The sequence below is a fragment of the Marinobacterium sp. xm-m-312 genome, from assembly GCF_013283295.1.
In the GTDB taxonomy this organism is placed as follows: domain Bacteria; phylum Pseudomonadota; class Gammaproteobacteria; order Pseudomonadales; family Balneatricaceae; genus Marinobacterium_E.
Genome location: NZ_WBYS01000004.1, coordinates 129,315 through 150,778, shown reverse-complemented (window position 1 = coordinate 150,778; position 21,464 = coordinate 129,315). Strand labels below are relative to the sequence as shown.

Sequence of the window (21,464 nt, the reverse complement as noted above, 5' to 3'; positions counted from 1 at the left end):
AATAATCACTTTATTGACCGGTTTAAAGTCTTTCTGCCGGTTTTGAGGTAATGAGTGTGTCTGATCAAGAGATTACAAACGATTTCACATCGTTAATGCTAGGTGAAGGAGTTAAACCGATTAAGGCAGAGGCTAAGGTCTCTGCGCGCGAGCACTTAAGACGTGGTGATATGCAGGCTCTTGAACAGCGTCGACGTGAGGCCGAAGGGGTTGATGAGCGCTTTCGATTTACTGACAATCAACTGTTGAACCCCTTGGACCCTGTCGAGTGGAAACGCGATGGCGTTCAAGAGGGGGTCTATCGCAATCTCCGTTTGGGTAAATACACTGTCGATGCGCGCCTTGATTTGATTAACAGAACGCTCTCTGAGGCCTGTGAAGAGGTGCCTAATTTTGTAAAGGAGTGTTACCGATTGGGTCTACGCACAGTCATGATTACCCATGGACGTGGCAAGCATCTGCAGGCACCTCAGAACAGGATGAAAAGTGCACTGACACTCTGGCTGCCAAACATTGATGAGGTGTTAGCCTTTCATAGCTGTCAGCCCCAGCATGGGGGGCTTGCAGCGATCTATCTGTTGTTACGTAAGAATGAAGAGCAGCGCCTCGCCAATCTAGAGCGTCATCGATAGTGGCCATCAACGATCGAAAACTGGTTTGGCTTCAGTGTGAGTCAGAAGTAGAGGCAGGTCAGGCGATCAATCAGCTTAAGGATCAACTCCCTCTCAACTCTATGAAAGGGTTGTTAGTCGGTCAGTCGCAAGAGGGTTTTAGTTCGATTAGAGCCGATCGATTAGCGACAGAGCTTGGTCAATCCATTGACTACCTTATCTTCAATGCTTTTGACGGCTTCACACCTAATGCTCTGGCCCAAGGGGCGGGCCTTGTTCGGGCTCCTGGTGTACTGATTTTGATCACTCCTAAAGCGTCTGTTTGGCCCAATTATGCTGATCCGTTTTTACAAGCCTTGGGGCAGTCTGAAAGTTATTATTCAAACTACATACAATTATTAATCAATAGTTTAAATCATAGTAGTAATATTATTTGTGATATTGACGCCGTCGAGCTCAATAGTACAACTAGCACTCAATTATCTGAATCAATAGCCCTAACTGCTGACCAACAGGCTGTGGTGGATAACCTGCTTGATGACTGGTCTCTATCGACCTCTACCAGAGTTATTACAGCAGACAGAGGTCGCGGCAAATCCTCAGCTTTGGGCCATGCGTTAAAACAGTCTGATTGGGAGTCCAATCAGGTCATTGTGACGGCACCGGATAAGCGCGCCGTTTACTCTCTCTATCAGCAGAGCGATGAGTTTCAGCCGCGCTTCCTCCATCCTGCTGAAGCCTTACAGGAGCTGCGTACCAACCCCGATATTCGACTGTTGGTGATTGATGAAGCCGCCGCGATTGCAACGCCTCTGCTTGATCAACTGGTTGAAATTGCCAATCATCTAGCAGTCTCGACAACGGTTAATGGCTATGAAGGATTTGGGCGTGGTTTCTCTCTTCGTTTTCTACAACGTTTGGGTCTACAGCGAGAGGGTGTTAACTACTCCCAGCTGGCTGAACCGGTTCGATGGTCTCAATGGGATCAGCTTGAAGAGACGATCAATGAACTGCTGTTTCTGACTGAAGGCGAGCCGTCTAAGGCGTTCTCAGGCTTTGATGACTGCGTGTATGGTTTAGAACTCGATGGCCTTGTTAGCCATCCTGATCGATTACAGGCGATCTATCAGCTTCTACACCTAGCTCACTACCGAACCTCACCCAACGACCTACGAGTTCTACTCGACTCCCCAGGGCAATCTATTTTCGCGACAGTGCAGGGCGGAGTGTTGGTTGGTGTTGCGTGGATTTCAGAAGAGGGTGAGCTGTCTGCTGAGCTCTCTGAGGCGATCGCTCAGGGTGTTCGACGGCCAAATGGCAATCTACTTCCGCAAACACTCATATTCTCTGAGGGTATGGTCACACTAGGTACCAAGCGCTTCTGGCGAATTGCACGTATTGCGGTCGTGCCAGATTTCAGAAGATCAGGCATTGCCGCAGCTATGCTCCGTTCTATTGAAGCGAAAGCGATTGCGTCTCAGATCGACTTCATGGGAGCTAGCTTTGCTGGATACCAAGAGGTGTGGCAGTTTTGGAACGCTTCTGGCTACAGAGCGATTCGTATGGGCGATCGTATCGATCCGGTGGCGGGTGAGCCCGCATTGCTGGTTATGAAAGCGTTAAACGCCAACGCCACAGACGATATTCAGTTTCTATGCGAGCAGGCAGTTTCTCGTTATCAATTTGAGATTGAGAGAGAGTTGAGGTCGGCAATGCCAGTTGGTTTTGAGGCTCTACCTAAAACGCTTGAGCAGAGAGCTTTATCGTCTCATCAGATTGAGTCTTTAAAGCGCTTTGCTCAGGGCAGTGCGCCACTCACACTAGTAAGACCTTGGATTGAGTTGTTAGATAAGGGGGTTGCGCATAACGAGGTTGGTCACCTTGAACTTAAACCGAACAAGCATCAACTCAAGGCTTTACGACATAGGGTGTCCCAGTTCATCGACTAGGGTCACTTTATCCCCAAGAGAGACCTTTCCAGGCTTTACCAAGCTAATATTTTGGCCAAAGTTGATCTCCCCATTCGGTCCAGAGTGAATTGCCTGCAGTGTGCGGAGCGGTTCCTGATGGCTATCTTTCAATCCAGTGATGGGATCGCGTGTGACTAAAACACAGCGTTCGCATGGCTTGCGACGTTCAAATATGGCCTCTCCGATTTGAAACCGACTCCAGCTATCTTCAATCCAGGGTATTGAACTGTCGATGACAAGGTTAGGTCTAAATCGAGCCATTTCAAACAGCCCGCCTGATGCATGGTTAAGTGCATCCAGTGAGGCGGTATTGGTCAGTAGAATAGGGTAACCATCACTGAGTATTGGGCCCCACTCATAGCGCTTTTCTGCAAGTTCTGTTGCCTGACTGTCGTTAAACACTAGGCAGACTTTGCGTTCGAACAGGGAATCCAGCGTCTTATTATTGAGCCTGATTCGTTGTACTGAGGTAATCCGACTCCAAACAGTGACGCTGAGTCTCTCCGATGAGCTGAAATCACCCTTCGCAATCATCTTGTTTTTGTAGAGGATAGAGAGAGTCTGACCGTCTGACTCGATGTTCAGATCCAGCAGAATCGGATCTTTTCTAGCTGTTATAAACCGCCCATCCTCTTCCGCTAGCATGAAACGACGGTCGCCAACGATCCCTTTAGTTTCTATGTTCGCTTGCTCTAAATGCACGGCCTGACCCGACTTGATCGGGTAGCGGATGATGTCGACGAGTTTCATCTCTGGTTAGTCCTTTAGAAGCGTCTCTTTGGCCGAGTTAATGCGAGAGGCAAGCCAATCACTGCCACCGCGATCAGGGTGGGCTTTTTGCATCAATCGCTTATGCGCAGCAAGGATCTCCTCTTTGGATGCTCCCTCTTTAAGACCCAATATTTCATAGGCCTCCTGTTTGCTTGGGTTTCCGGAGGGTTTAGGGCTGTTCTTTTGTTGCTGGCGTCGAGCCCTTAGAAAAGGTAGTAGGCGCAGCAACCAGGGAAACGCACTTTTAACAAAGGGAAGTAGGCCGGCAATCAGAGCGCCTAGCCAGTGCATCCTGCCGGTAATGGCTAAAAAGAGCATCACCAGCGCTAGGGTGATGAGTCCGGCTTGAAGCCAAGCTCTGCGTCGATGCTCTTTGGGTTTAGATCTCACCCAGCCGAGTATCAGCAGAATCAGTATAACGACAGCAATAAAAGAGATTGGATTCACAAGGTCTTGTCTCTGTACTTATATTGGGTTTGAAGGTTTGGCATGAATGCTTGGTCCGAAAGAGTATAGCTGACGTAACCTGAAAAGTAGATTTAAGGAAGCCATATGAAAGTAACTATCGAGCAGCTCAATCGTGAGCGTCCGGTTATATCTGAATTGAGATTGAAGTCCTTTGAATGTGAACACTATCTGGTTCAATTAACGACTGAGACTGGGCAATCAACCCTAGTTGACGACACTGGGCGCCCTCAGGTGTTTCGATCTCAGCTAGCGGCCAAGATTCCGTTCAAAGGATTAAGGGTTGAAAGGGCGGTGCTAGAGCATCAATCCTATTATGACGAAATGATTGGGTTGCAGGGCGACAAGGTTGAACCTCTGCTGGTTGATATCAGCCTTCCTGATAATGATTACTCATAAAAAAAACGGCACCCGAGGGTGCCGTTTTAGTATCAACTCTGGATTAGCTAATCGCTTTAAGGATTTGATCCAAACGCTCTTTAGCATCACCGAATAGCATGCGTGTGTTCTCTTTGTAGAAGAGTGGGTTATCGACACCCGCATAACCAGTACCCATAGAACGTTTCATGACAATGGTCTGTTTACCGTTCCAAGGCTCAAGTACAGGCATACCTGCGATAGGGCTGTCTGGTACTTCCTGTGCTGCAGGGTTGACGATGTCGTTGGCACCGATAACGATAGATACGTCAACGTTAGGGAAGTCTTCGTTGATCTCTTCCATCTCGTAAACGATGTCATAAGGTACTTTCGCTTCAGCAAGCAGTACGTTCATGTGACCAGGCATACGACCCGCTACAGGGTGAATACCAAAGCGAACGTTGATGCCTTTGTCGCGAAGTTTCTTAGTGATCTCGAATACGGTGTGTTGAGCCTGAGCAACCGCCATACCGTAACCTGGTAGGATCATGACCTCTTTAGCGTTAAGAAGCATGTCTGCCGCTTCATCCGATTCAACCGAGCGAATGTCTTCAGCATTACCCGCAGGGCCTGCTGGACCACCGCTTGAAGCTTTCTGACCAATACCACCAAAGATTACGTTTAGGAACTTGCGGTTCATCGCCTTACACATGATGTAAGAGAGGATAGCACCACTTGAACCGACTAGAGCACCGACGACGATGAGTAGATCGTTACCTAGCATGAAGCCCATCGCTGCAGCAGCCCAACCTGAGTAGCTGTTCAGCATTGAGACTACAACAGGCATATCAGCACCACCGATCGCTGCCACCATGTGCACACCAAATACCAGTGCGATGATGGTCATAACCGTCAATTCAAAGACACCGCCAGTTGCCGCTGTATCCATGTACTGAATCATGAAGTATAAAGCGATCACACCGAGTGCAATGTTGAATAGGTGACGACCTGGTAGTTGAAGAGGGCGTCCGCCAATCTTCCCGCTTAGTTTCAAGTAAGCCATGACGGAACCAGAGAAGGTCATCGCACCGATCAGAATGCCAAGGTAGGTTTCAACGGCGTGAATCGACTGAGCAACACCGGTGAGTGGTGCATGCTCTAGAGCATTCGCCCAACCCACAAATACGGCTGCTAGGCCCACAAGGCTGTGAAGAATCGCCACTAGCTCAGGCATAGAGGTCATTTCTACACGTTGCGCCAGAATGTAGCCAATGATACCACCGACAACAATACCACCGACCAGAAGTCCGTAGTTGTTAGAGACTAGGCCAACGATGGTAACACCGACAGCAATCGCCATACCCAGCATGCCATAGAAGTTACCGCGACGTGCAGACTCCTGATGCGCAAGACCGCCTAGTGCCATGATAAACAGGGCGCTGGCTGCAATGTAGGAAGCTGTAATAATTCCTGAAGTCATCGATTATCTCCTTACTTCCTAAACATGCGAAGCATGCGTTGTGTTACGGCGAAACCGCCCACAATGTTGATGCTGGTAATGAACACAGCCAATCCGGCAAGCGCCATCACCACTGGATTGTCACTTGAGATCTGAATTAAAGCGCCAATCACAATAATGGAACTGATTGCGTTGGTGACAGACATCAATGGTGTGTGCAGTGAGTGCGATACGCCCCAGATAACCATGTATCCGATAAAACATGACAATACGAATACGGTTAGGTGGCCAATGAACTCAGGTGGAGCAACAGAACCCAATCCAAATAGAGCGCCACCGGCGATCAGTAGAGGGATCAGGAACGCAAGTGGGTGAGCCGGTTTTTCAACCTCTGGCTCAAGCTCTTGCTTCGCTTTAAGGCCGACGTCCTCTTTAGGTGCAAGCGAGATACGAGGCGCTGGTGGTGGCCAAGTGATGTTGCCCTCTTTGACAACCGTCGCACCACGAATCACCTCGTCTTCCATGTTGATGTCGATTTCGCCGTTTTTCTCTGGGCAAAGTTCAGTCAACAGGTTCAACATGTTAGTTGCATAGAGCTGAGAGGATTGCGCTGCAAGACGGCTCGGTAGGTTGGTGTAGCCGATGATAGTGACATCGTGCTTCTTAACCACTTCGTTAGCGACGGTAAGTTTACAGTTACCACCCGCTTCCGCTGCAAGGTCAACAATGACAGAGCCAGGCTTCATGTTAGCGACCATACGCTCAGTGATCAGCTCAGGTGCCTCTTTGCCAGGGATCAGTGCGGTAGTGATAATGATATCCACTTCTGCAGCCTGAGCCGCGAATAGATCCATCTCTGCTTTGATGAACTCAGGGCTCATGGTCTTAGCGTAACCGCCAGAACCGCTGCCATCTTCGTCATCTTCGAAATCGAGCATCAGGAATTCAGCATCCATCGACTCAACTTGCTCTTTAACCTCAGGGCGAGTATCAAATGCACGAACAATGGCACCCATGCCTTTCGCAGCACCGATAGCGGCAAGACCGGCAACACCGGCACCGATAACCAGTACTTTAGCTGGGTTGATTCGACCTGCTGCGGTGATCTGACCAGTGAAGAAGCGACCGAAATGCTGCGCTGCTTCAACAACAGCACGGTAACCCGCGATGTTAGCCATTGAAGATAGGGCGTCCATCTTCTGTGCACGTGAAATACGTGGTACAGAGTCCATAGCCAGTGCATTGATACCATGATCAGCCATCTCTTTGAGCATCTCAGGGTTCATCGCTGGGTATAGGAAGCTGATGATGGTTTGATCCTTCTTCATCAACTCTACGCCATTGAAACCAAGTTCAGGGTGGGCTTTAGGTGGGCGAACCTTCAGGATAATGTCTGAATTACCCCATAGCTCTTTAGGATCTTTAATGATCTCTACACCAGCTTTCTCATACTCTTCGTCCGCATAGCTAGCATCTGCGCCAGCGCCGCTTTCCATCGAGATGTCGAAACCCAGCTTTTGCATTTTAACTGCAACGTCTGGAGTGAGGGCGACGCGTTTTTCGCCTTCTTCGTTCTCGCGGGGTACACCGATTCTCATCGATTTCACCTCTCTTATAGTATCCACCCGAGGATGGCTGTTGATAACCCTGGCTCAGCATAGAAGCTAAGCCTATATAATATGGCCATTCCATAACTAAATAGAATTAACCTAAAACTAATCTTTATAATCTACTACGAAAGTTATTAATAACCAAACTGAATTAACTTATACGGATTATTAAAATTTTTCAGGATGCTTAAGATTTAGCTTAATTCTCTTCTTATTGGGATGTAATTTAATCAACAAGGGGTAATAAAAAAGGAGCCGAAGCTCCTTTTTAAAAAGACGCACTGTTCGAAAACAGGGCTTACATGATGCGCATTCCTGGCTGAGCGCCGGCATGGGGTTCTAATATCCAAAGATCCTTACCGCCAGGTCCAGCCGCTAGTACCATCCCCTCAGACATTCCAAACTTCATCTTACGCGGTGCAAGGTTAGCGACCATAACGGTCAGTTTGCCTTCCAAGTCTTCTGGAGCATAGGCCGATTTGATACCTGCAAAGACATTGCGTGTCTCATCGCCTAGATCAAGCGTCAATCGAAGGAGTTTGTCAGCACCTTCAACATGCTCAGCTTTAGCGATGCGAGCGACACGAAGATCGACTTTGGCAAAGTCTGGAAACTCGATGGTCTCAGCAATGGGCTCTTTACTAGGCTCAGCCTTTTTAACAGGCGCAGCGGCTTGTAGATTCTGTTTTGAATCTTCGATGACCGCCTCGATCTTTTCAGGCTCTACACGCTGCATAAGCGGCTTGAACTTGTTGATCTTTTGGTCCAGTAGAGGTGTTTGAATCTCATCCCAAGCAAAGCTTTCAATATTAAGGAAGCCTTTAGCTTGTTCAGATACCTCTGGAAGAACTGGAGTTAAGTAACTAATGATCACTCGGAATAGGTTAATGCCCATGGTACAGCAGGCTTGAACCTCAGCCTCTTTACCTTCCTGCTTAGCCAATACCCAAGGCTCAGCTGCATCAATATACTGGTTGGCTTTATCGGCTAATGCCATGATTTCGCGCATCGCTTTGGCGTACTCGCGCTTTTCATAAGCATTTGCAATCGAATCACCAGCGGCAACTGCTTCGTTATAGAGCTCTGGTTGAGCCAGTGTGCTATCCAGTTGGCCATCAAACTTCTTAGTGATAAATCCTGCACAACGGCTCGCAATGTTGATGACTTTGTTAACTAGATCGGCGTTAACACGAAGACGGAAGTCCTCTAAGCTTAAGTCGATGTCATCAATACCTGAGCCCAGTTTCGCTGCAAAGTAGTAGCGTAGATACTCTGGACGTAGGTGTTTCAGGTAGGTCTCGGCCATAATAAAGGTGCCACGAGACTTAGACATCTTCTGTCCATCGACTGTTAGGAAACCGTGACAGAAAACCCCTGTTGGTGTTCTAAATCCTGCACCATGCAGTTCAGCAGGCCAGAATAGGGTGTGGAAGTAGGCGATGTCTTTACCGATGAAGTGATAGAGTTCAGCGCTGCTATCTTCTGACCAGTACTCATTGAAATCGACGCCATTTTTATCCGCCCAATTTTTAAAGCTAGCCATGTAGCCGATGGGAGCGTCCAACCAAACGTAGAAGTATTTGCCAGGGGCGTCAGGAATCTCAAATCCCCAGTAGGGCGCATCACGTGAGATATCCCACTGTTGAAGACCGGATTCGAACCACTCATTCAGCTTGTGTTTCATCTGATCCTGAACGTGTGTGTCTACCCAGCCTTTAAGGAAGGATTCGAAATCTTCAAGCTTAAAGAAGTAGTGCTCAGACTCTTTCTCGATCGGTTTTGCACCTGATACAGCAGAGTAGGCATTTTTCAGTTCAGTCGGGGCATAGGTTGCACCACACTTTTCACACGAGTCGCCGTACTGATCTTCCGCACCACATTTTGGACAGTCACCTTTGATGAAACGATCCGGAAGGAACATCTCCTTTTCAGGATCGTACGCTTGAGTGATGGTGCGACGAGCAATGTGACCTTTATCTCGTAAACGCGTGTAGATCAGTTCAGCAAACTGCTTGTTCTCTTCCGAGTGCGTCGAGTAGTAGTTGTCGAAGTTGACCAAAAAACCTGAGAAGTCACGCTGGTGCTCTTCACTGACTTTGTCGATCAATGCTTGAGGTGAGATACCCATCTGATCCGCTTTCAGCATGATCGGTGTACCGTGAGCATCATCTGCACAGACGTATGTACATTGATGGCCGCGCTGCTTTTGGAAGCGAACCCAAATATCGGTTTGGATGTATTCAACTAGGTGGCCCAGGTGAATAGGTCCATTAGCGTAAGGCAGGGCACTGGTAACAAGAATCTTGCGATTAGAATCAGTCATCTAGGTTAATCACTATCTACTACGAAAAAATTGAGCGTCGATTTTACGCGTTTACTTCGATTGATTAAAGGTCTCAGGTTTGGTCACTACTCAATGCACTGTTACACTGCGCCCCAATTACTCTTTTTAGACGTTTAAAGGCACCCATTGCATGTCATCTTTACCGGTTATTGATCCTGCCCTCTACGAACAGCAACTTGCTGAAAAAGCAGAAACAATGCAGCAGTTATTCTCAGAGTTTGATCTTCCCGAGCTCGAGCTGTTTCGCTCCCCACCAGAGAACTACCGTATGCGAGCAGAGTTTCGAGTTTGGCATGATGGTGATGAGATCGACTACGTGATGTTTGAACCGGGAGATAAGCGCAAACCGGTCAAGGTGACAGAATGCAAAATGGTCGATACGCGCATTGAATCGATGATGTTCGATTTTCTCGAGCGTTTAAAAGGTGACGTTGAGCTGCGTAAACGTCTATTTCAAATAGATTTCCTAGCGACCTTAAAAGGGGAGCTGTTGGTCAGCATGCTCTACCACCGCGCGATCGGAGAAGAGTGGATTGAGGCGGCAAAACCCCTTCGTGAAGAGTTTGGCATTGATATTGTAGGCCGTTCACGTAAAAACAAGATTGTGTTGGATCGTGATTTTGTTATTGAAACGATTCAGATCAATGGTCAGCCCTTCACCTACAAACAGACCGAAAACAGTTTCACCCAACCCAACGCTAAGGTGTGTGAACAGATGATCGAGTGGGCGTTGGATGCAACTCAAGATGCTAGGGGCGACCTGGTGGAGTTCTACTGTGGTAACGGTAACTTCAGTCTGCCGCTAGCGCAGAACTTCGATCGAGTTGTCGGTACTGAGATCTCTAAAGAGTCGGTACGCAGTGCGCAGTACAACATTGAGGTAAATGGTGTTGAGAACGTCTCTATTTTGCGCCTCTCTTCAGAAGAGTTTACTGAGGTACTTCAAGGCACTCGTACTTCTCGTAGAACCGAAGGGTTGGATCTGACCAGCTTTGATTTTCAAACCGTACTGGTTGATCCGCCTCGTGCAGGTTTAGATGCAGAGACCGTTAAGCAAGTGCAGACCTACCCGGCGATTGTCTATATCTCCTGTAACCCTGAAACCTTAAAAGAGAATTTAGAGATACTGTCTCAGACTCACGACGTGCAGCGTTTTGCTCTGTTTGATCAGTTCCCATACACCCATCATGTCGAATGTGGCGTATACCTTACTAAGAAGGTCTAGTTAATCGATCCTCTTTTTGAAATAATCCTACTAAATTACTTGGTTATTATGTTTGGGTGGTACCGTGTCTCAGAAACTTGAAAATCTTGCGGGTGTTAAAAAAATTGTCGCGATCTCCTCTGGTAAAGGCGGAGTGGGTAAGTCGACGGTCACAGCTAACCTGGCAGCTGCTCTATCTGTACAGGGTCTTCGTGTCGGCGTGTTGGATGCTGATATTTACGGTCCCAGCCAAGCAATGATGTTTGGTGTACCTGCAGGTACTCGCCCGAAAACAGCTGAAGAGAAGTACTTTATTCCCGTCGTCGCGCACGACATTCAGACTATGTCGATCAGTTATTTGATCGATGAAGATACACCTATGGTGTGGCGTGGTCCCATGGTAAGTAGTGCGCTTCAGCAGCTGTTGATGCAGACACAATGGGATGATTTGGATCTTCTGCTGATCGATATGCCGCCTGGTACAGGTGACATTCAATTGACGCTGTCGCAAAAGGTACCGGTCGATGGTGCCATCGTCGTAACCACGCCTCAGGATATTGCGCTGCTTGATGCCAAGAAGGGCATTGAGATGTTCCGTAAGGTCGATATTCCAGTGCTAGGCATCATTGAAAACATGAGCGTGCACGTCTGTTCAAACTGCGGTCATGTTGACCCCATTTTTGGGGAAGGTGGCGGTGATAAGATGGCAGAGCAGTATCAAACCAAGCTCTTGGGTCAGTTACCTTTGGCAATGCCAATTCGCGTGCAGGCCGACTCGGGCACACCCATCGTCATTGCCGAACCTGAATCTGAGTATGCCAGCCTCTATCAAAGGGTTGCGGCTTCCGTCAGTGAAGTGCTTGCCAATCACACACAGGCTGAGGCGCCTTTCATCAACATCATGGATGATTGATGTGTAAAGAAAAGGCTCTATTTCTGGAGCCTTTTTTGCTATTATTTCGCGGTTTTCTTTTTAGGTGATAAGTAATGGGTATCAAAGCCGATAAGTGGATCCGTCGCATGGCGGAACAGCAACAGATGATTGATCCGTTTGAGCCGGGTCAGGTTCGTGAAGTGAATGGTGAAAAGATCGTCTCATACGGTACGTCTAGCTACGGCTATGATGTTCGTTGTGCTGACGAGTTTAAAATCTTCACCAACATCAACTCATCGGTTGTCGACCCTAAAGACTTCAACAGCGAGAGCTTTGTTAATGTGAAGTCGGATGTCTGTATCATCCCGCCAAACTCCTTTGCACTGGCTCGCACTGTTGAATACTTCAAGATCCCCCGTGATGTGCTAACAATCTGCTTGGGTAAAAGTACCTACGCACGTTGTGGCATCATTGTGAACGTCACACCGCTCGAACCAGAGTGGGAAGGTCACGTGACACTTGAGTTCTCTAATACCACGCCGCTGCCTGCTAAGATCTATGCTAACGAGGGTGTAGCTCAGATGCTCTTTATTGGCGGTGATGAAGTGTGTGAAGTCTCCTACGGTGATCGTGGTGGTAAATACCAGGGTCAAACGGGTGTGACCTTACCACGCACTTAATATGCAAGAACAAGTCGATAGTATTAAAGCCTTTTGGGATGATCTTGCGATTACCCTAGATGCCCTTCAACACGCCACGCTCGAGCAGCTCGCTGAGCAAGGTGAGCGTGTGCTTATGGATTACAGACCGACACTGAAAGAGATCGACTCTAACCTGACGTTCCATTTTGAGCGTAATCAAGAGGATGGTCCTGTTCAGTTGGTCTTTGGTTGTGATGGCTACCCAGAGTCGATTCACAGTGTGTTAACACTGGTCGGTGCTGCGCCTAAACTGAATGGCTTCCAAGTACGCGCCTTCAATGAGCGTCATGATCCTGTGCCACGCACCGTCGATCTGGGCGGAGAGCTCTGTGAGATCAACGACTACTGGTATTCACTGCGCACCATCAATGGCAAGTTAGAGCTCGCAATCTACATGGAAGATGCACCGACCGTGCTCGATATGGATCCGCGAGTTGAGGCAGTCATGATTCTACTGGATGCGCTGATTGGTGAGTACGAGATTATGGTGCGAATTTGGGCCTTGGATTGGTATGAACTTCCAGCCTGTCCACGTGATTTTGGGCTATCGCCGCTATCCCAGCTCAGATCTGAATTTGATCAGATTAAATCTGACATTAAACCCATTGGTATCAATCTGCACTAATATGAGTGACAAGTTGACCGAACTGCTTGATGACCTTCGCGAAGCCTATCTCAAAGAGATGGAGGCTAACGGCCACAGCTACCCCTTTAAAACGGCTCACCAGCTTGCTCATAGGCGTTTAGCCTTGCCAGCTGACGAGTTAGTAGAGCTCATTCTATCAGCGCCACGCCTGTTGGCTTCACGTGCCGGTGATCTGATCGAGAGTGAAGAGGAGGGTGCAAACCCGACCATCGGAGCGATCATCAGTGCCAATCTTGTGGCGGCGGGTATGGATGGTCTAATGATGGTTGCGACCAAGCGCGACTGGTTAGAGCGTGATGAGCATGGGGATCTGTTGGTTGATGCGCATGAACTGGATCTCTGCAAACCCGTTTTAGGTGTCGATTACACGAAAACACCTAAAGAGTTTGTTCCGCAAACTGGACGGAGTCAGCTCTCTGATCTGTTCGCGGCGGCTGAAACAGCCTTCGAAAGTGCGCTGAGCAGTGAGACGATGGATGCCTATCAGCTCAGCCTTAAAATTGCGTCGGACTATGCCGTCTTTGCTCCAGACGATTTGGCACCGCTGTTGGCCGAAAACCCTTTAATGTTAGGGTTACGAAACGATGGATTGGTGGATCCCGAGATGTTCAATCAAGATCCACCTGCTGGCATGATTCTTAGTGCACACCTGACTGAGATGATGGTGGCTCAAATGGTGGATCATGCCATTGAAAAGGGCGCCATCGGAATGGATTCAGAAGGTCAGCCTCTATTTGTCGATGATGAAGAGCCACCGACACTGCATTAACAAGGTTGGCTTAGACTGGCAGTTTTCGGCTGAGCAGCGCCGCTGCTAATACCATAATCGCAGATCCAACAAGGCAGGCCACTAGCCCCGCAACGCCCAATCCAGCCCACTGAAACAGTGCACCCGATAGCAGGGTGCCGATCAAGCGCCCCATGGCATTAGCCATGTAATAGAACCCCACATCTAACGAGACACCGTCTGCTTTGGCATAGCTAACAATTAGATAGCTGTGAACGGCTGAGTTGAGAGCAAAGATCAGTGCAAACAGCGCTAAACCCACCATTATGACCCAGGTGGGCTCGACCTTTGCGAAGAGTAGAGCGGCCATTGCGGTTGGCACTAGGGTTAGCAGGGCTGCAAGCGTGACGGCTCGGTCACGACTGGGTGGGTGCTCTCTGTTATTAAGCAGTTTTGGCGATGACGCTTGAATAATGCCGTAGCCAATAATCCATATCGCCATAAACGCCCCGGTTGCCTCTTCGCCCCAGTTAAGGGTCTCTGCAAGAAAGACGGGTAGTGCAATCACAAACCAGATATCCCGCGCACCGAATAGAAAGAATCGGGCTGCTGAGAGTCTATTAACGGAGTCACTTTTAGAGAATATCTCTCTGAATTTAGGTTTGTAGCTCGCTTTACCCAACTCTTTTTTTAGAAGCAGTAGAGAGCTGATCCAGACAATCAGTAAGACCGCGGCCATGGCGGTAACCGCCCCTTGAAACCCTAGCCAGACCAGCAGGGCACCACCCATAAAGAAGCCCACACCTTTTAGCGTGTTTTTCGATCCTGTAAGCAGTGCGACCCATTTAAATAGAGAACTTTCGGCGTTTTCAGGAACCAGTTGCTTGATGGCACTTTTCGCACTCATTTTATTCAGATCTTTAGCAACGCCGGAAAGCGCTTGGGCGGCCATCACCCAGGGTATGGTGAGATAGGCTGAAGGTACTGCCAGCATAGCTAGCGCGCCAATCTGTAAGGCGAGCCCAATGTTCATGGTCCTATTAAGACCAATACGAGCTCCGAGCCAACCACCCACTAGATTGGTGACGACCCCAAAGAGTTCGTAGAAGAGGAATAGAAATGCGATCTGAAGAGGAGAGTAACCGAGTTGATGGAAATAGAGCACCACCAACATACGAAGGGCGCCATCCGTGAGGGTGAACGCCCAGTAATTACCCGTAATTAGCAGGTACTGACGAACAGCACCATTCATACACTTAACCTTCTAGCCAGCTATCAAGAGACTCAATGTCTGCAGGGCTAAGTGTACCTAGAGTAGATTTCATTTCTGTGACAAGTGCGATGTGATCGATACGCGCTTCTGCGTAGTCTGTTTTAGCTGCGTAGAGTGCGGTTTCAGCGTTGAGCACATCCACGATGTTACGGGTGCCGACTTCAAACCCTTGTGAGGTCGCTTCCAGTGCTTTTTCACGAGATTCCAGTGCGACTTTGCGAGCCTCAATGGTCTTAACGCTCGCCTCGATGTCACGCAGTAGTTTGCGGGTATCGGCTTTAACCGTTTTAACTTCACCTTCGTAAGCGAAAAGTGCTTCGGTGTGTTTGTAGGCGTACTTGTCTTGGTTCGCAGTGGTCGCGAAACCAGAGAAGATTGGAATTGTAAGGGTTAGCCTAGTAGAGGAATCACCGTTTCTCTGTTCATAATCATTTTCACCATTAAATGCGCTATGAGAAAGTTCTACTGTAGGGTAGTGCGCAGATGCGTAGGCTTCTGCTTTGTAACCGGCTGAAACTTCAGACAACTTCTTCAGACGAAGTGCAATATTACCCGCCAACGCTTTCTCTACCCACTCTGATTCTGACCCTTCAGTAATGCCCTCGATAGGGTAACTCGCTTTAATCTTCTTAAGATCGACACTGCTAACGCCCGTCATTTTTTCTAGCGAATCGAGAGCGCTCTCAACACCACTTTGTGCTGTAAACAGTGATGCGCGCGCATCATCGTAAGAGGCGCGAGCTTCTAGCACATCAGTAATCGCAATCAAGCCCACTTCGAACTGTGCGTTCACCTGATCTAGACGGCGTTTCAATGCTCGCTCCTGCGCTTCAGCAACCTCTAAACCGTTTTTGGCTTTAAGAGCACCAAGGTAGGTAGAGACAAGGCGGAACATCAAGCCCTGATCAGCAGCCTCTATAGAGAGTTGCGTGATCTCGGGTATTTGTTTTGCTGCTTTGTAACCATACCAAGCACTCATATTAAAGAGGTCTTGTGATATGGATAGAGCTAGACCGTTTGTTGTCGTACCAGATGGTTCTGATTTAGTAGAAGTGCCAACTATAGCGGCTGATGGATATAACTCAGCCAAGGCTATATCGTAATCGGTATTTGTCGCTAGAGCCAATGCTCGACTCTCTTGGTAAGAGGCGTCATTTTTAAGGGCGCTGTTGTAAAGATCGGTCAAAACACTAGCCTGTGTTGACGCTGAAATCAGGGTGGCAATCGAAATCGCAAGTGACTGCTTTGCAAAGCGAGCGTTCATAAAAGATCCTGTTTAATTCGTTAAATGGTCATTGAAGGCTATATTAGCAACTTCTAAATTAATAACAAAGGTCTGTACATAAAAAAACCGGATACGAGATCCGGTTTAGTGTAGTTCAGTTAGACCTGTTTAGGCGAGTGCTTTCGCGATTCGCTCTATCGCATCGGCCAGTATCTCTTTGCTAGTTGCAAAGGAGAGGCGCATATTGCCAGGCGCGCCGAATGCAGAACCAGGTACCAGTGCGACACCAGCTTCCTGAAGGAGGTATTCAGCCAGTTCAATATCATCGTTGATATCTGAACGTGCATCGATAACACCTTGGAAGCTTGGGAAAGCGTAGAAAGTACCATCGGCAGGGATGCACTCAACACCCTCGATTTTGTTCAGTTCTGAAACGACAAATTCATGGCGCTCTTTGAAAGCAACAACCATCTCAGCAACACAACCCTGATCGCCTTCCAGTGCAGCACGGGCCGCTTCCTGTGCAATTGAACAAGGGTTTGAAGTCGATTGAGACTGAACCTTTTTCATCGCACCGATGAGTTTAGCGGGACCTGCGGCATAACCGATACGCCAGCCCGTCATAGAGTAAGCCTTGGAGACACCGTTTAATACGATGGTGCGATCGTAAAGCTCTGGTGCTGCATTAAGAATGTTCACAAAGGGTTGGTCATTGAAGCGAATGTGCTCATACATATCATCCGTCGCAATCAGAACCTCGGGGTACTCTTTCAAAACGTCAGCCAGCGCTTTCAGCTCATCAAGCGAGTAAGCAACACCCGTTGGGTTCGAAGGGCTATTAATAACAACAAGACGAGTCTTGTCCGTAAGAACCGCTTTTAACTGCTCAGTAGTCATTTTAAAACGCTGCTTCTGAGTCGTTGGGACAATGACCGGCACACCGTCAGAGACCAGAACCATATCAGGGTAAGAGACCCAGTAGGGTGCTGGGATAACCACTTCGTCACCTTCATTGATCAGTGCCAGTGATAGGTTGAAAAAGCTCTGTTTACCGCCTGATGAGACCAGAATCTGGTTTGGCTCGTAAGAGAGACCGTTGTCTTTTGAGAACTTCTCAATAATCGCTTTTTTAAGCGCTGGTGTACCATCGACAGCGGTGTATTTGGTCATACCCTTGTTAATGGCTGCAATAGCAGCGGCTTTGATGTGTTCAGGAGTATCAAAGTCAGGTTCACCTGCACCTAGGCCAATAATGTTTTGACCAGCAGCACGAAGCTCAGCAGCACGGTTAGTGACAGCCAGGGTAGGTGACGGCTTAATGTTGTTGACGCGGTTAGAGAGTCGAACGTCCAATCGAAATATCCTCAAAAAACGAAATGTTCGTGTGGCTTTTATAAAGCGTTGCACATTATATAGGAGTTTGAGTTCCGTTATAATCCCCCGAAACCCTTATAACTCCGCGTTTTTTAATATTTTAGGTCTGATGAATGAAAACTCCGTTTAAAGTCTCATCCAAATTTGAACCTGCAGGGGATCAGCCAACGGCGATTGCTGGCCTAGTGGATGGTTTGGAGTCCGGTCTTGCGTCGCAAACTCTATTGGGTGTGACTGGTTCGGGTAAGACCTTTACCGTTGCCAACGTCATTGCTGAAGTTCAACGACCTACGATCATATTGGCGCACAATAAAACCCTAGCGGCCCAGCTGTACGGTGAGTTTAAGGAGTTTTTTCCAAACAACTCAGTAGAGTATTTTGTCTCTTACTACGACTATTACCAACCAGAGGCCTATGTTCCATCGTCGGACACCTTCATCGAGAAAGATGCGTCGGTTAACGATCACATTGAGCAGATGCGACTCTCTGCAACTAAGGCTCTATTAGAGCGAGACGATGCCATCATCGTGGCCACCGTCTCAGCCATTTACGGATTGGGTGACCCTAAATCCTATTTGGCGATGATGCTCCATTTGGACCGAGGCGATCGAATTGATCAGCGCGGGTTACTGCGTCGACTGGCGGAGCTCCAATACACGCGAAACGATATTAATTTGCACCGTGGTACCTATCGAGTCCGAGGGGATGTGATCGATATCTACCCAGCAGAATCCGATCGTGATGCGCTTCGCATTGAGCTGTTTGACGATGAGATTGAGGAGCTGGCTTGGTTTGATCCTTTAACCGGTGAAGTATTGCGTCGCGTGCCGCGTGCAACGGTCTACCCTAAAACCCACTATGTCACACCGCGCGAGACACTGCTTGAGGCGGTCGAACATATCAAAGAGGAGTTGCGAGAGAGGCTCAAGCAGCTGCGCGACAACAACAAGTTGGTTGAGGCACAACGATTAGAGCAACGTACGCTATATGATATTGAGATGATACTTGAGCTAGGTTATTGCTCTGGTATTGAGAACTACTCGCGTTACCTATCAGGGAAACCTGCCGGTGCACCGCCACCGACCCTGTTCGAGTACCTTCCAGATAATGCGCTTTTGGTGATCGATGAGTCCCATGTTACCGTTCCTCAGCTGGGTGCTATGTATCGTGGTGACCGTTCACGAAAAGAGACGCTGGTTGAGTACGGTTTCCGCTTACCTTCAGCGCTCGATAACCGCCCACTGAAGTTTGAAGAGTGGGAGCATCTAGCGCCCCAAATGATTTTTGTCTCGGCTACGCCCAGCAAATATGAAGCGGCCAATGCTCAAGCGATTGTTGAGCAGGTGGTTAGACCGACGGGGTTGGTCGATCCAGTGGTTGAAGTGAGGCCGGCTCAAACGCAGGTCGATGACCTGCTTGGGGAGGTGCGTAAAACTGTCGCTAAAGGTGAGCGAGTTATTGTGACGGTTCTGACCAAACGGATGGCTGAAGATTTAACTGAGTATCTAGCGGAGCACGATGTCAAAGTGCGCTACCTACACTCTGATATCGATACCGTGGAGCGTGTTGAGATCATACGAGATCTGCGAATAGGGGAATTTGATGTCTTGGTCGGTATCAACCTGCTTCGTGAGGGTATCGACATGCCGGAAGTGTCTCTTGTGACGATTCTTGATGCCGATAAAGAGGGCTTCTTACGATCGGATACCTCTATGATTCAGACCATCGGGCGTGCCGCGCGTAATGTAAATGGTCGGGCGATTCTCTATGCTGACCGAATTACCGGGTCTATGCAGCGCGCGATGGATGAAACCGCGCGCCGTCGTGAAAAGCAGATCGCATTTAACGAAGAGCACGGCATTACGCCAAAAGGCATTCAGAAGTCCGTTGCTGATATCATGGAAGGGGCAACCATTCCTGGTAAGAAGGTGGGTAAACAGTCAGCTCGTAAAGCGGCTGAACCAACGCCAGAGTACCAACTCTCTGCCAAAGCGATGTCGCCTAAAGAGCTCTCTAAAGCGTTGTCGACATTGGAAGATAAAATGTATGAAGCCGCTAAAAACTTGGAGTTTGAGAAGGCGGCTCAGTTGCGCGATCAGCTAGAGCAGTTGAAGCACTCGGCCATCGATACCGGACAAGACTAGCCCTTATATTTTTGGGGCGGTCTGTTGGAGCGGTATTATCTGTTGGAGCGGTCTTGCAAAGGCCGCGATAAGAGATCGTCTCATCTTCGATAAGACTCCAACAACCAATAAAAAACCCCGCAAAAGCGAGGTTTTTGTAACACAGAGACCGACTATCGCTTAGCGATACCCTCTTTACCAGGGAAGTCAGGTGCACACTCTCGAGCGTTCGGCATCTTCAGCCAAAGGCGTAAAAGGTGACGCTTCTTATCTTCCTCTTCATAATCTTCAAAGCCGGTACGAGAGTGGAAAATGGTGTAGTTATTAGCAAACTGAATATCACCCGGTTCCATCATCATGTCCAGACGGATATCGGGATCATTCAAAATCGAATCAACCAGATCAAAGGCTTCTACCTCTACTGGTGACAGTGGTAGTCCAGCTTTTTCTTGAGCAATTTCAATGTACTGGCGCAGATGCATCGCGCTCAGTTTACCTTTGTAGTAACTGAAAATCGGTACAGGGCCGGCATCGCCATTATTGATGTGCTCCATAAGGAAATGGCGGTGCAACAGGCCGAGGTACTCGATATGGTTCTCTAGAATCTCATTGAAAAGAGTAATGGCACTAGACAAGCTGCTCATACCGCCGATTTTAGCTTTACGAAGGCTCAGTAGCCCTACAACATCAGAGAGATCCGCGTGGTAGGGCAGATACTCTTTGGTCTCATAAACACGGACCGATTTAGGATCTTTTGCACCGACATCTCTCACGTGGCCAATCATATCGCCTTTGATGTTTTGTGATACTGGAATACCCATGTGAAGGCCGAGACCGTAGTAGATAATCGCGGCCTCTTCGTCAGTGTAACGCTCAATAGGTAGGCCGCGGATAAGTATGAAGCCTTTGCCATCTTCAAGCTCGGTATTGAAGTAGTTGATCTCTTCCGCAAGCTCAGTGATCGGGAAATCTTCTTTAGTGAAGTTAGGTGTAGTTAGGCCTTTCGCTTTGACTGCGGCAAGCCCTTTTTCAAGAATGGCGATTGATTCATCGGACCAGTGGTAGATCCATGATCCATCATCTTTTATATCTTTGCCTTTCCAAGCTGATGGGCCTTCGAATTTCTCTTTAAGAATGACTGACACTCTAAGTTCCTCTGTACGAAATAGTATTAATTATTTTGATAAAGCTAGGGCCAATAGATGAGGCCATTTATTAGAAATAACTGCTGTCACAATTATGATTGTTTAAGTGTATAACAATATTCAACTTTTGTATGGGGTATAAGTTGGAGCGGTTCTGAAAGGGCCGCGATAGGGCATCGTCTCATCTTCGATAAGACTCCAACAAAACTGCACAAAAAAGCCCCGCTAAAGCGAGGCTTAATATCTGGTACGACCGAGGGATTCATTCGCACCTTCCATGGTGCTCACCCTTCGGGCAGCAAGCTGTGCAAAATTAAAGTTGGAGCGGTCTTGAAAAGGCCGCGATCGGGTATCGTCTCATCTTCGATAAGACTCCAACAAAACTGCACAAAAAAGCCCCGCTGAAGCGAGGCTTAATATCTGGTACGACCGGGCAGATTCGAACTGCCGACCCCTACCATGTCAAGGTAGTGCTCTAACCAACTGAGCTACGGTCGTATTTGGGAGCGTATTTTATGGTGTGAAATTTATTCTGCAAGTAGAAAAGAGCTGGATGCAGATTATTTTTTTATAACTGTTCCTTTT

Annotated in this window: 18 protein-coding genes and 1 tRNA gene; 9 read left to right on the top strand and 10 right to left on the bottom strand. The window is 48.2% G+C overall.

What is annotated here, in order from left to right:
- Window positions 1-50: 50 nt before the first annotated feature.
- Window positions 51-632, top strand: coding sequence for a DNA endonuclease SmrA (gene smrA, locus XMM312_RS06410; protein WP_173488899.1), 582 nt, complete (start codon window positions 51-53; stop codon window positions 630-632).
- Window positions 632-2,560 carry a GNAT family N-acetyltransferase gene (locus XMM312_RS06405; RefSeq protein ID WP_173488898.1) on the top strand — a complete coding sequence of 643 codons (1,929 nt, stop codon included), beginning with the start codon at window positions 632-634 and terminating at the stop codon, window positions 2,558-2,560. Before smrA ends, XMM312_RS06405 begins: the two co-directional genes overlap by 1 nt.
- Here XMM312_RS06405 and XMM312_RS06400 read toward each other — a convergent pair.
- On the bottom strand, window positions 2,528-3,331 hold the full coding sequence (locus XMM312_RS06400; protein ID WP_173480869.1) for an MOSC domain-containing protein: 804 nt from the start codon (window positions 3,329-3,331) through the stop codon (window positions 2,528-2,530). The genes XMM312_RS06405 and XMM312_RS06400 overlap by 33 nt on opposite strands.
- Window positions 3,332-3,337: 6 nt before the next feature.
- Window positions 3,338-3,799 (bottom strand): DnaJ domain-containing protein, encoded by a 462-nt coding sequence (locus tag XMM312_RS06395; protein ID WP_173480870.1) that lies wholly within the window; start codon window positions 3,797-3,799, stop codon window positions 3,338-3,340.
- Between the two features lie 105 nt (window positions 3,800-3,904).
- On the opposite strand from XMM312_RS06395, the gene XMM312_RS06390 reads away from it, so the two are divergent.
- Window positions 3,905-4,216 (top strand): DUF6482 family protein, encoded by a 312-nt coding sequence (locus XMM312_RS06390; RefSeq protein ID WP_173480871.1) that lies wholly within the window; start codon window positions 3,905-3,907, stop codon window positions 4,214-4,216.
- A gap of 43 nt (window positions 4,217-4,259) precedes the next feature.
- Here XMM312_RS06390 and XMM312_RS06385 read toward each other — a convergent pair whose 3' ends face one another.
- The 3 genes from XMM312_RS06385 to metG form a co-directional block, all read right to left on the bottom strand.
- Window positions 4,260-5,654: an NAD(P)(+) transhydrogenase (Re/Si-specific) subunit beta gene (locus XMM312_RS06385; RefSeq protein ID WP_173480872.1), complete on the bottom strand. Its 1,395-nt coding sequence runs from the start codon at window positions 5,652-5,654 to the stop codon at window positions 4,260-4,262.
- An 11-nt stretch (window positions 5,655-5,665) separates the two neighbouring features.
- Entirely contained in the window at window positions 5,666-7,231 is a 1,566-nt protein-coding gene (locus XMM312_RS06380) for a Re/Si-specific NAD(P)(+) transhydrogenase subunit alpha (RefSeq protein ID WP_173480873.1), read from the bottom strand.
- A gap of 310 nt (window positions 7,232-7,541) precedes the next feature.
- On the bottom strand, window positions 7,542-9,566 hold the full coding sequence (gene metG, locus XMM312_RS06375) for a methionine--tRNA ligase (RefSeq protein ID WP_173482451.1): 2,025 nt from the start codon (window positions 9,564-9,566) through the stop codon (window positions 7,542-7,544).
- Window positions 9,567-9,717: 151 nt separating this feature from the next.
- Between metG and trmA the strand changes: the two genes are divergently transcribed.
- The 5 genes from trmA (at window position 9,718) to XMM312_RS06350 (ending at window position 13,781) form a co-directional block, all read left to right on the top strand.
- On the top strand, window positions 9,718-10,812 hold the full coding sequence (gene trmA / locus XMM312_RS06370; RefSeq protein ID WP_173480875.1) for a tRNA (uridine(54)-C5)-methyltransferase TrmA: 1,095 nt from the start codon (window positions 9,718-9,720) through the stop codon (window positions 10,810-10,812).
- Window positions 10,813-10,876: 64 nt separating this feature from the next.
- Window positions 10,877-11,704: an iron-sulfur cluster carrier protein ApbC gene (gene apbC, locus XMM312_RS06365; RefSeq protein ID WP_371731518.1), complete on the top strand. Its 828-nt coding sequence runs from the start codon at window positions 10,877-10,879 to the stop codon at window positions 11,702-11,704.
- A gap of 74 nt (window positions 11,705-11,778) precedes the next feature.
- Window positions 11,779-12,345, top strand: coding sequence for a dCTP deaminase (gene dcd / locus XMM312_RS06360; RefSeq protein ID WP_173480876.1), 567 nt, complete (start codon window positions 11,779-11,781; stop codon window positions 12,343-12,345).
- A gap of 1 nt (window position 12,346) precedes the next feature.
- Window positions 12,347-12,991, top strand: a complete 645-nt coding sequence (locus XMM312_RS06355) for a hypothetical protein (protein ID WP_173480877.1) — start codon at window positions 12,347-12,349, stop codon at window positions 12,989-12,991.
- Between the two features lies 1 nt (window position 12,992).
- Entirely contained in the window at window positions 12,993-13,781 is a 789-nt protein-coding gene (locus XMM312_RS06350; RefSeq protein ID WP_173488897.1) for a hypothetical protein, read from the top strand.
- 10 nt (window positions 13,782-13,791) lie between these two features.
- Here XMM312_RS06350 and arsJ read toward each other — a convergent pair whose 3' ends face one another.
- The 3 genes from arsJ to XMM312_RS06335 form a co-directional block, all read right to left on the bottom strand.
- Window positions 13,792-14,991, bottom strand: coding sequence for an organoarsenical effux MFS transporter ArsJ (gene arsJ / locus XMM312_RS06345; RefSeq protein WP_173488896.1), 1,200 nt, complete (start codon window positions 14,989-14,991; stop codon window positions 13,792-13,794).
- A gap of 4 nt (window positions 14,992-14,995) precedes the next feature.
- Complete coding sequence (locus tag XMM312_RS06340; RefSeq protein ID WP_173488895.1) at window positions 14,996-16,276, bottom strand: TolC family outer membrane protein; 1,281 nt, start codon at window positions 16,274-16,276, stop codon at window positions 14,996-14,998.
- 129 nt (window positions 16,277-16,405) lie between these two features.
- Window positions 16,406-17,590, bottom strand: coding sequence for a pyridoxal phosphate-dependent aminotransferase (locus XMM312_RS06335; RefSeq protein WP_173488894.1), 1,185 nt, complete (start codon window positions 17,588-17,590; stop codon window positions 16,406-16,408).
- 134 nt (window positions 17,591-17,724) lie between these two features.
- On the opposite strand from XMM312_RS06335, the gene uvrB reads away from it, so the two are divergent.
- Window positions 17,725-19,755, top strand: coding sequence for an excinuclease ABC subunit UvrB (gene uvrB / locus XMM312_RS06330; RefSeq protein WP_173488893.1), 2,031 nt, complete (start codon window positions 17,725-17,727; stop codon window positions 19,753-19,755).
- Window positions 19,756-19,907: 152 nt separating this feature from the next.
- Here uvrB and XMM312_RS06325 read toward each other — a convergent pair whose 3' ends face one another.
- Both XMM312_RS06325 and XMM312_RS06320 read right to left on the bottom strand, forming a co-directional pair.
- A complete protein-coding gene (locus XMM312_RS06325; RefSeq protein ID WP_173488892.1) occupies window positions 19,908-20,879 on the bottom strand; it encodes a TauD/TfdA family dioxygenase in 972 nt (323 codons plus the stop codon).
- Between the two features lie 421 nt (window positions 20,880-21,300).
- A tRNA-Val gene (locus tag XMM312_RS06320) sits at window positions 21,301-21,377 on the bottom strand.
- Between the last annotated feature and the right edge of the window lie 87 nt (window positions 21,378-21,464).

Excerpts from the sequence above, each read along its gene's own strand:
- smrA (WP_173488899.1), top strand. The coding sequence starts at position 51 with ATGAGTGTGTCTGATCAAGAGATTACAAACGATTTCACATCGTTAATG.
- XMM312_RS06400 (WP_173480869.1), bottom strand. The coding sequence starts at position 3,331 with ATGAAACTCGTCGACATCATCCGCTACCCGATCAAGTCGGGTCAGGCC.
- XMM312_RS06390 (WP_173480871.1), top strand. The coding sequence starts at position 3,905 with ATGAAAGTAACTATCGAGCAGCTCAATCGTGAGCGTCCGGTTATATCT.
- XMM312_RS06385 (WP_173480872.1), bottom strand. The coding sequence starts at position 5,654 with ATGACTTCAGGAATTATTACAGCTTCCTACATTGCAGCCAGCGCCCTG.
- XMM312_RS06380 (WP_173480873.1), bottom strand. The coding sequence starts at position 7,231 with ATGAGAATCGGTGTACCCCGCGAGAACGAAGAAGGCGAAAAACGCGTC.
- metG (WP_173482451.1), bottom strand. The coding sequence starts at position 9,566 with ATGACTGATTCTAATCGCAAGATTCTTGTTACCAGTGCCCTGCCTTAC.
- trmA (WP_173480875.1), top strand. The coding sequence starts at position 9,718 with ATGTCATCTTTACCGGTTATTGATCCTGCCCTCTACGAACAGCAACTT.
- dcd (WP_173480876.1), top strand. The coding sequence starts at position 11,779 with ATGGGTATCAAAGCCGATAAGTGGATCCGTCGCATGGCGGAACAGCAA.
- XMM312_RS06355 (WP_173480877.1), top strand. The coding sequence starts at position 12,347 with ATGCAAGAACAAGTCGATAGTATTAAAGCCTTTTGGGATGATCTTGCG.
- XMM312_RS06350 (WP_173488897.1), top strand. The coding sequence starts at position 12,993 with ATGAGTGACAAGTTGACCGAACTGCTTGATGACCTTCGCGAAGCCTAT.
- arsJ (WP_173488896.1), bottom strand. The coding sequence starts at position 14,991 with ATGAATGGTGCTGTTCGTCAGTACCTGCTAATTACGGGTAATTACTGG.
- XMM312_RS06340 (WP_173488895.1), bottom strand. The coding sequence starts at position 16,276 with ATGAACGCTCGCTTTGCAAAGCAGTCACTTGCGATTTCGATTGCCACC.
- uvrB (WP_173488893.1), top strand. The coding sequence starts at position 17,725 with ATGAAAACTCCGTTTAAAGTCTCATCCAAATTTGAACCTGCAGGGGAT.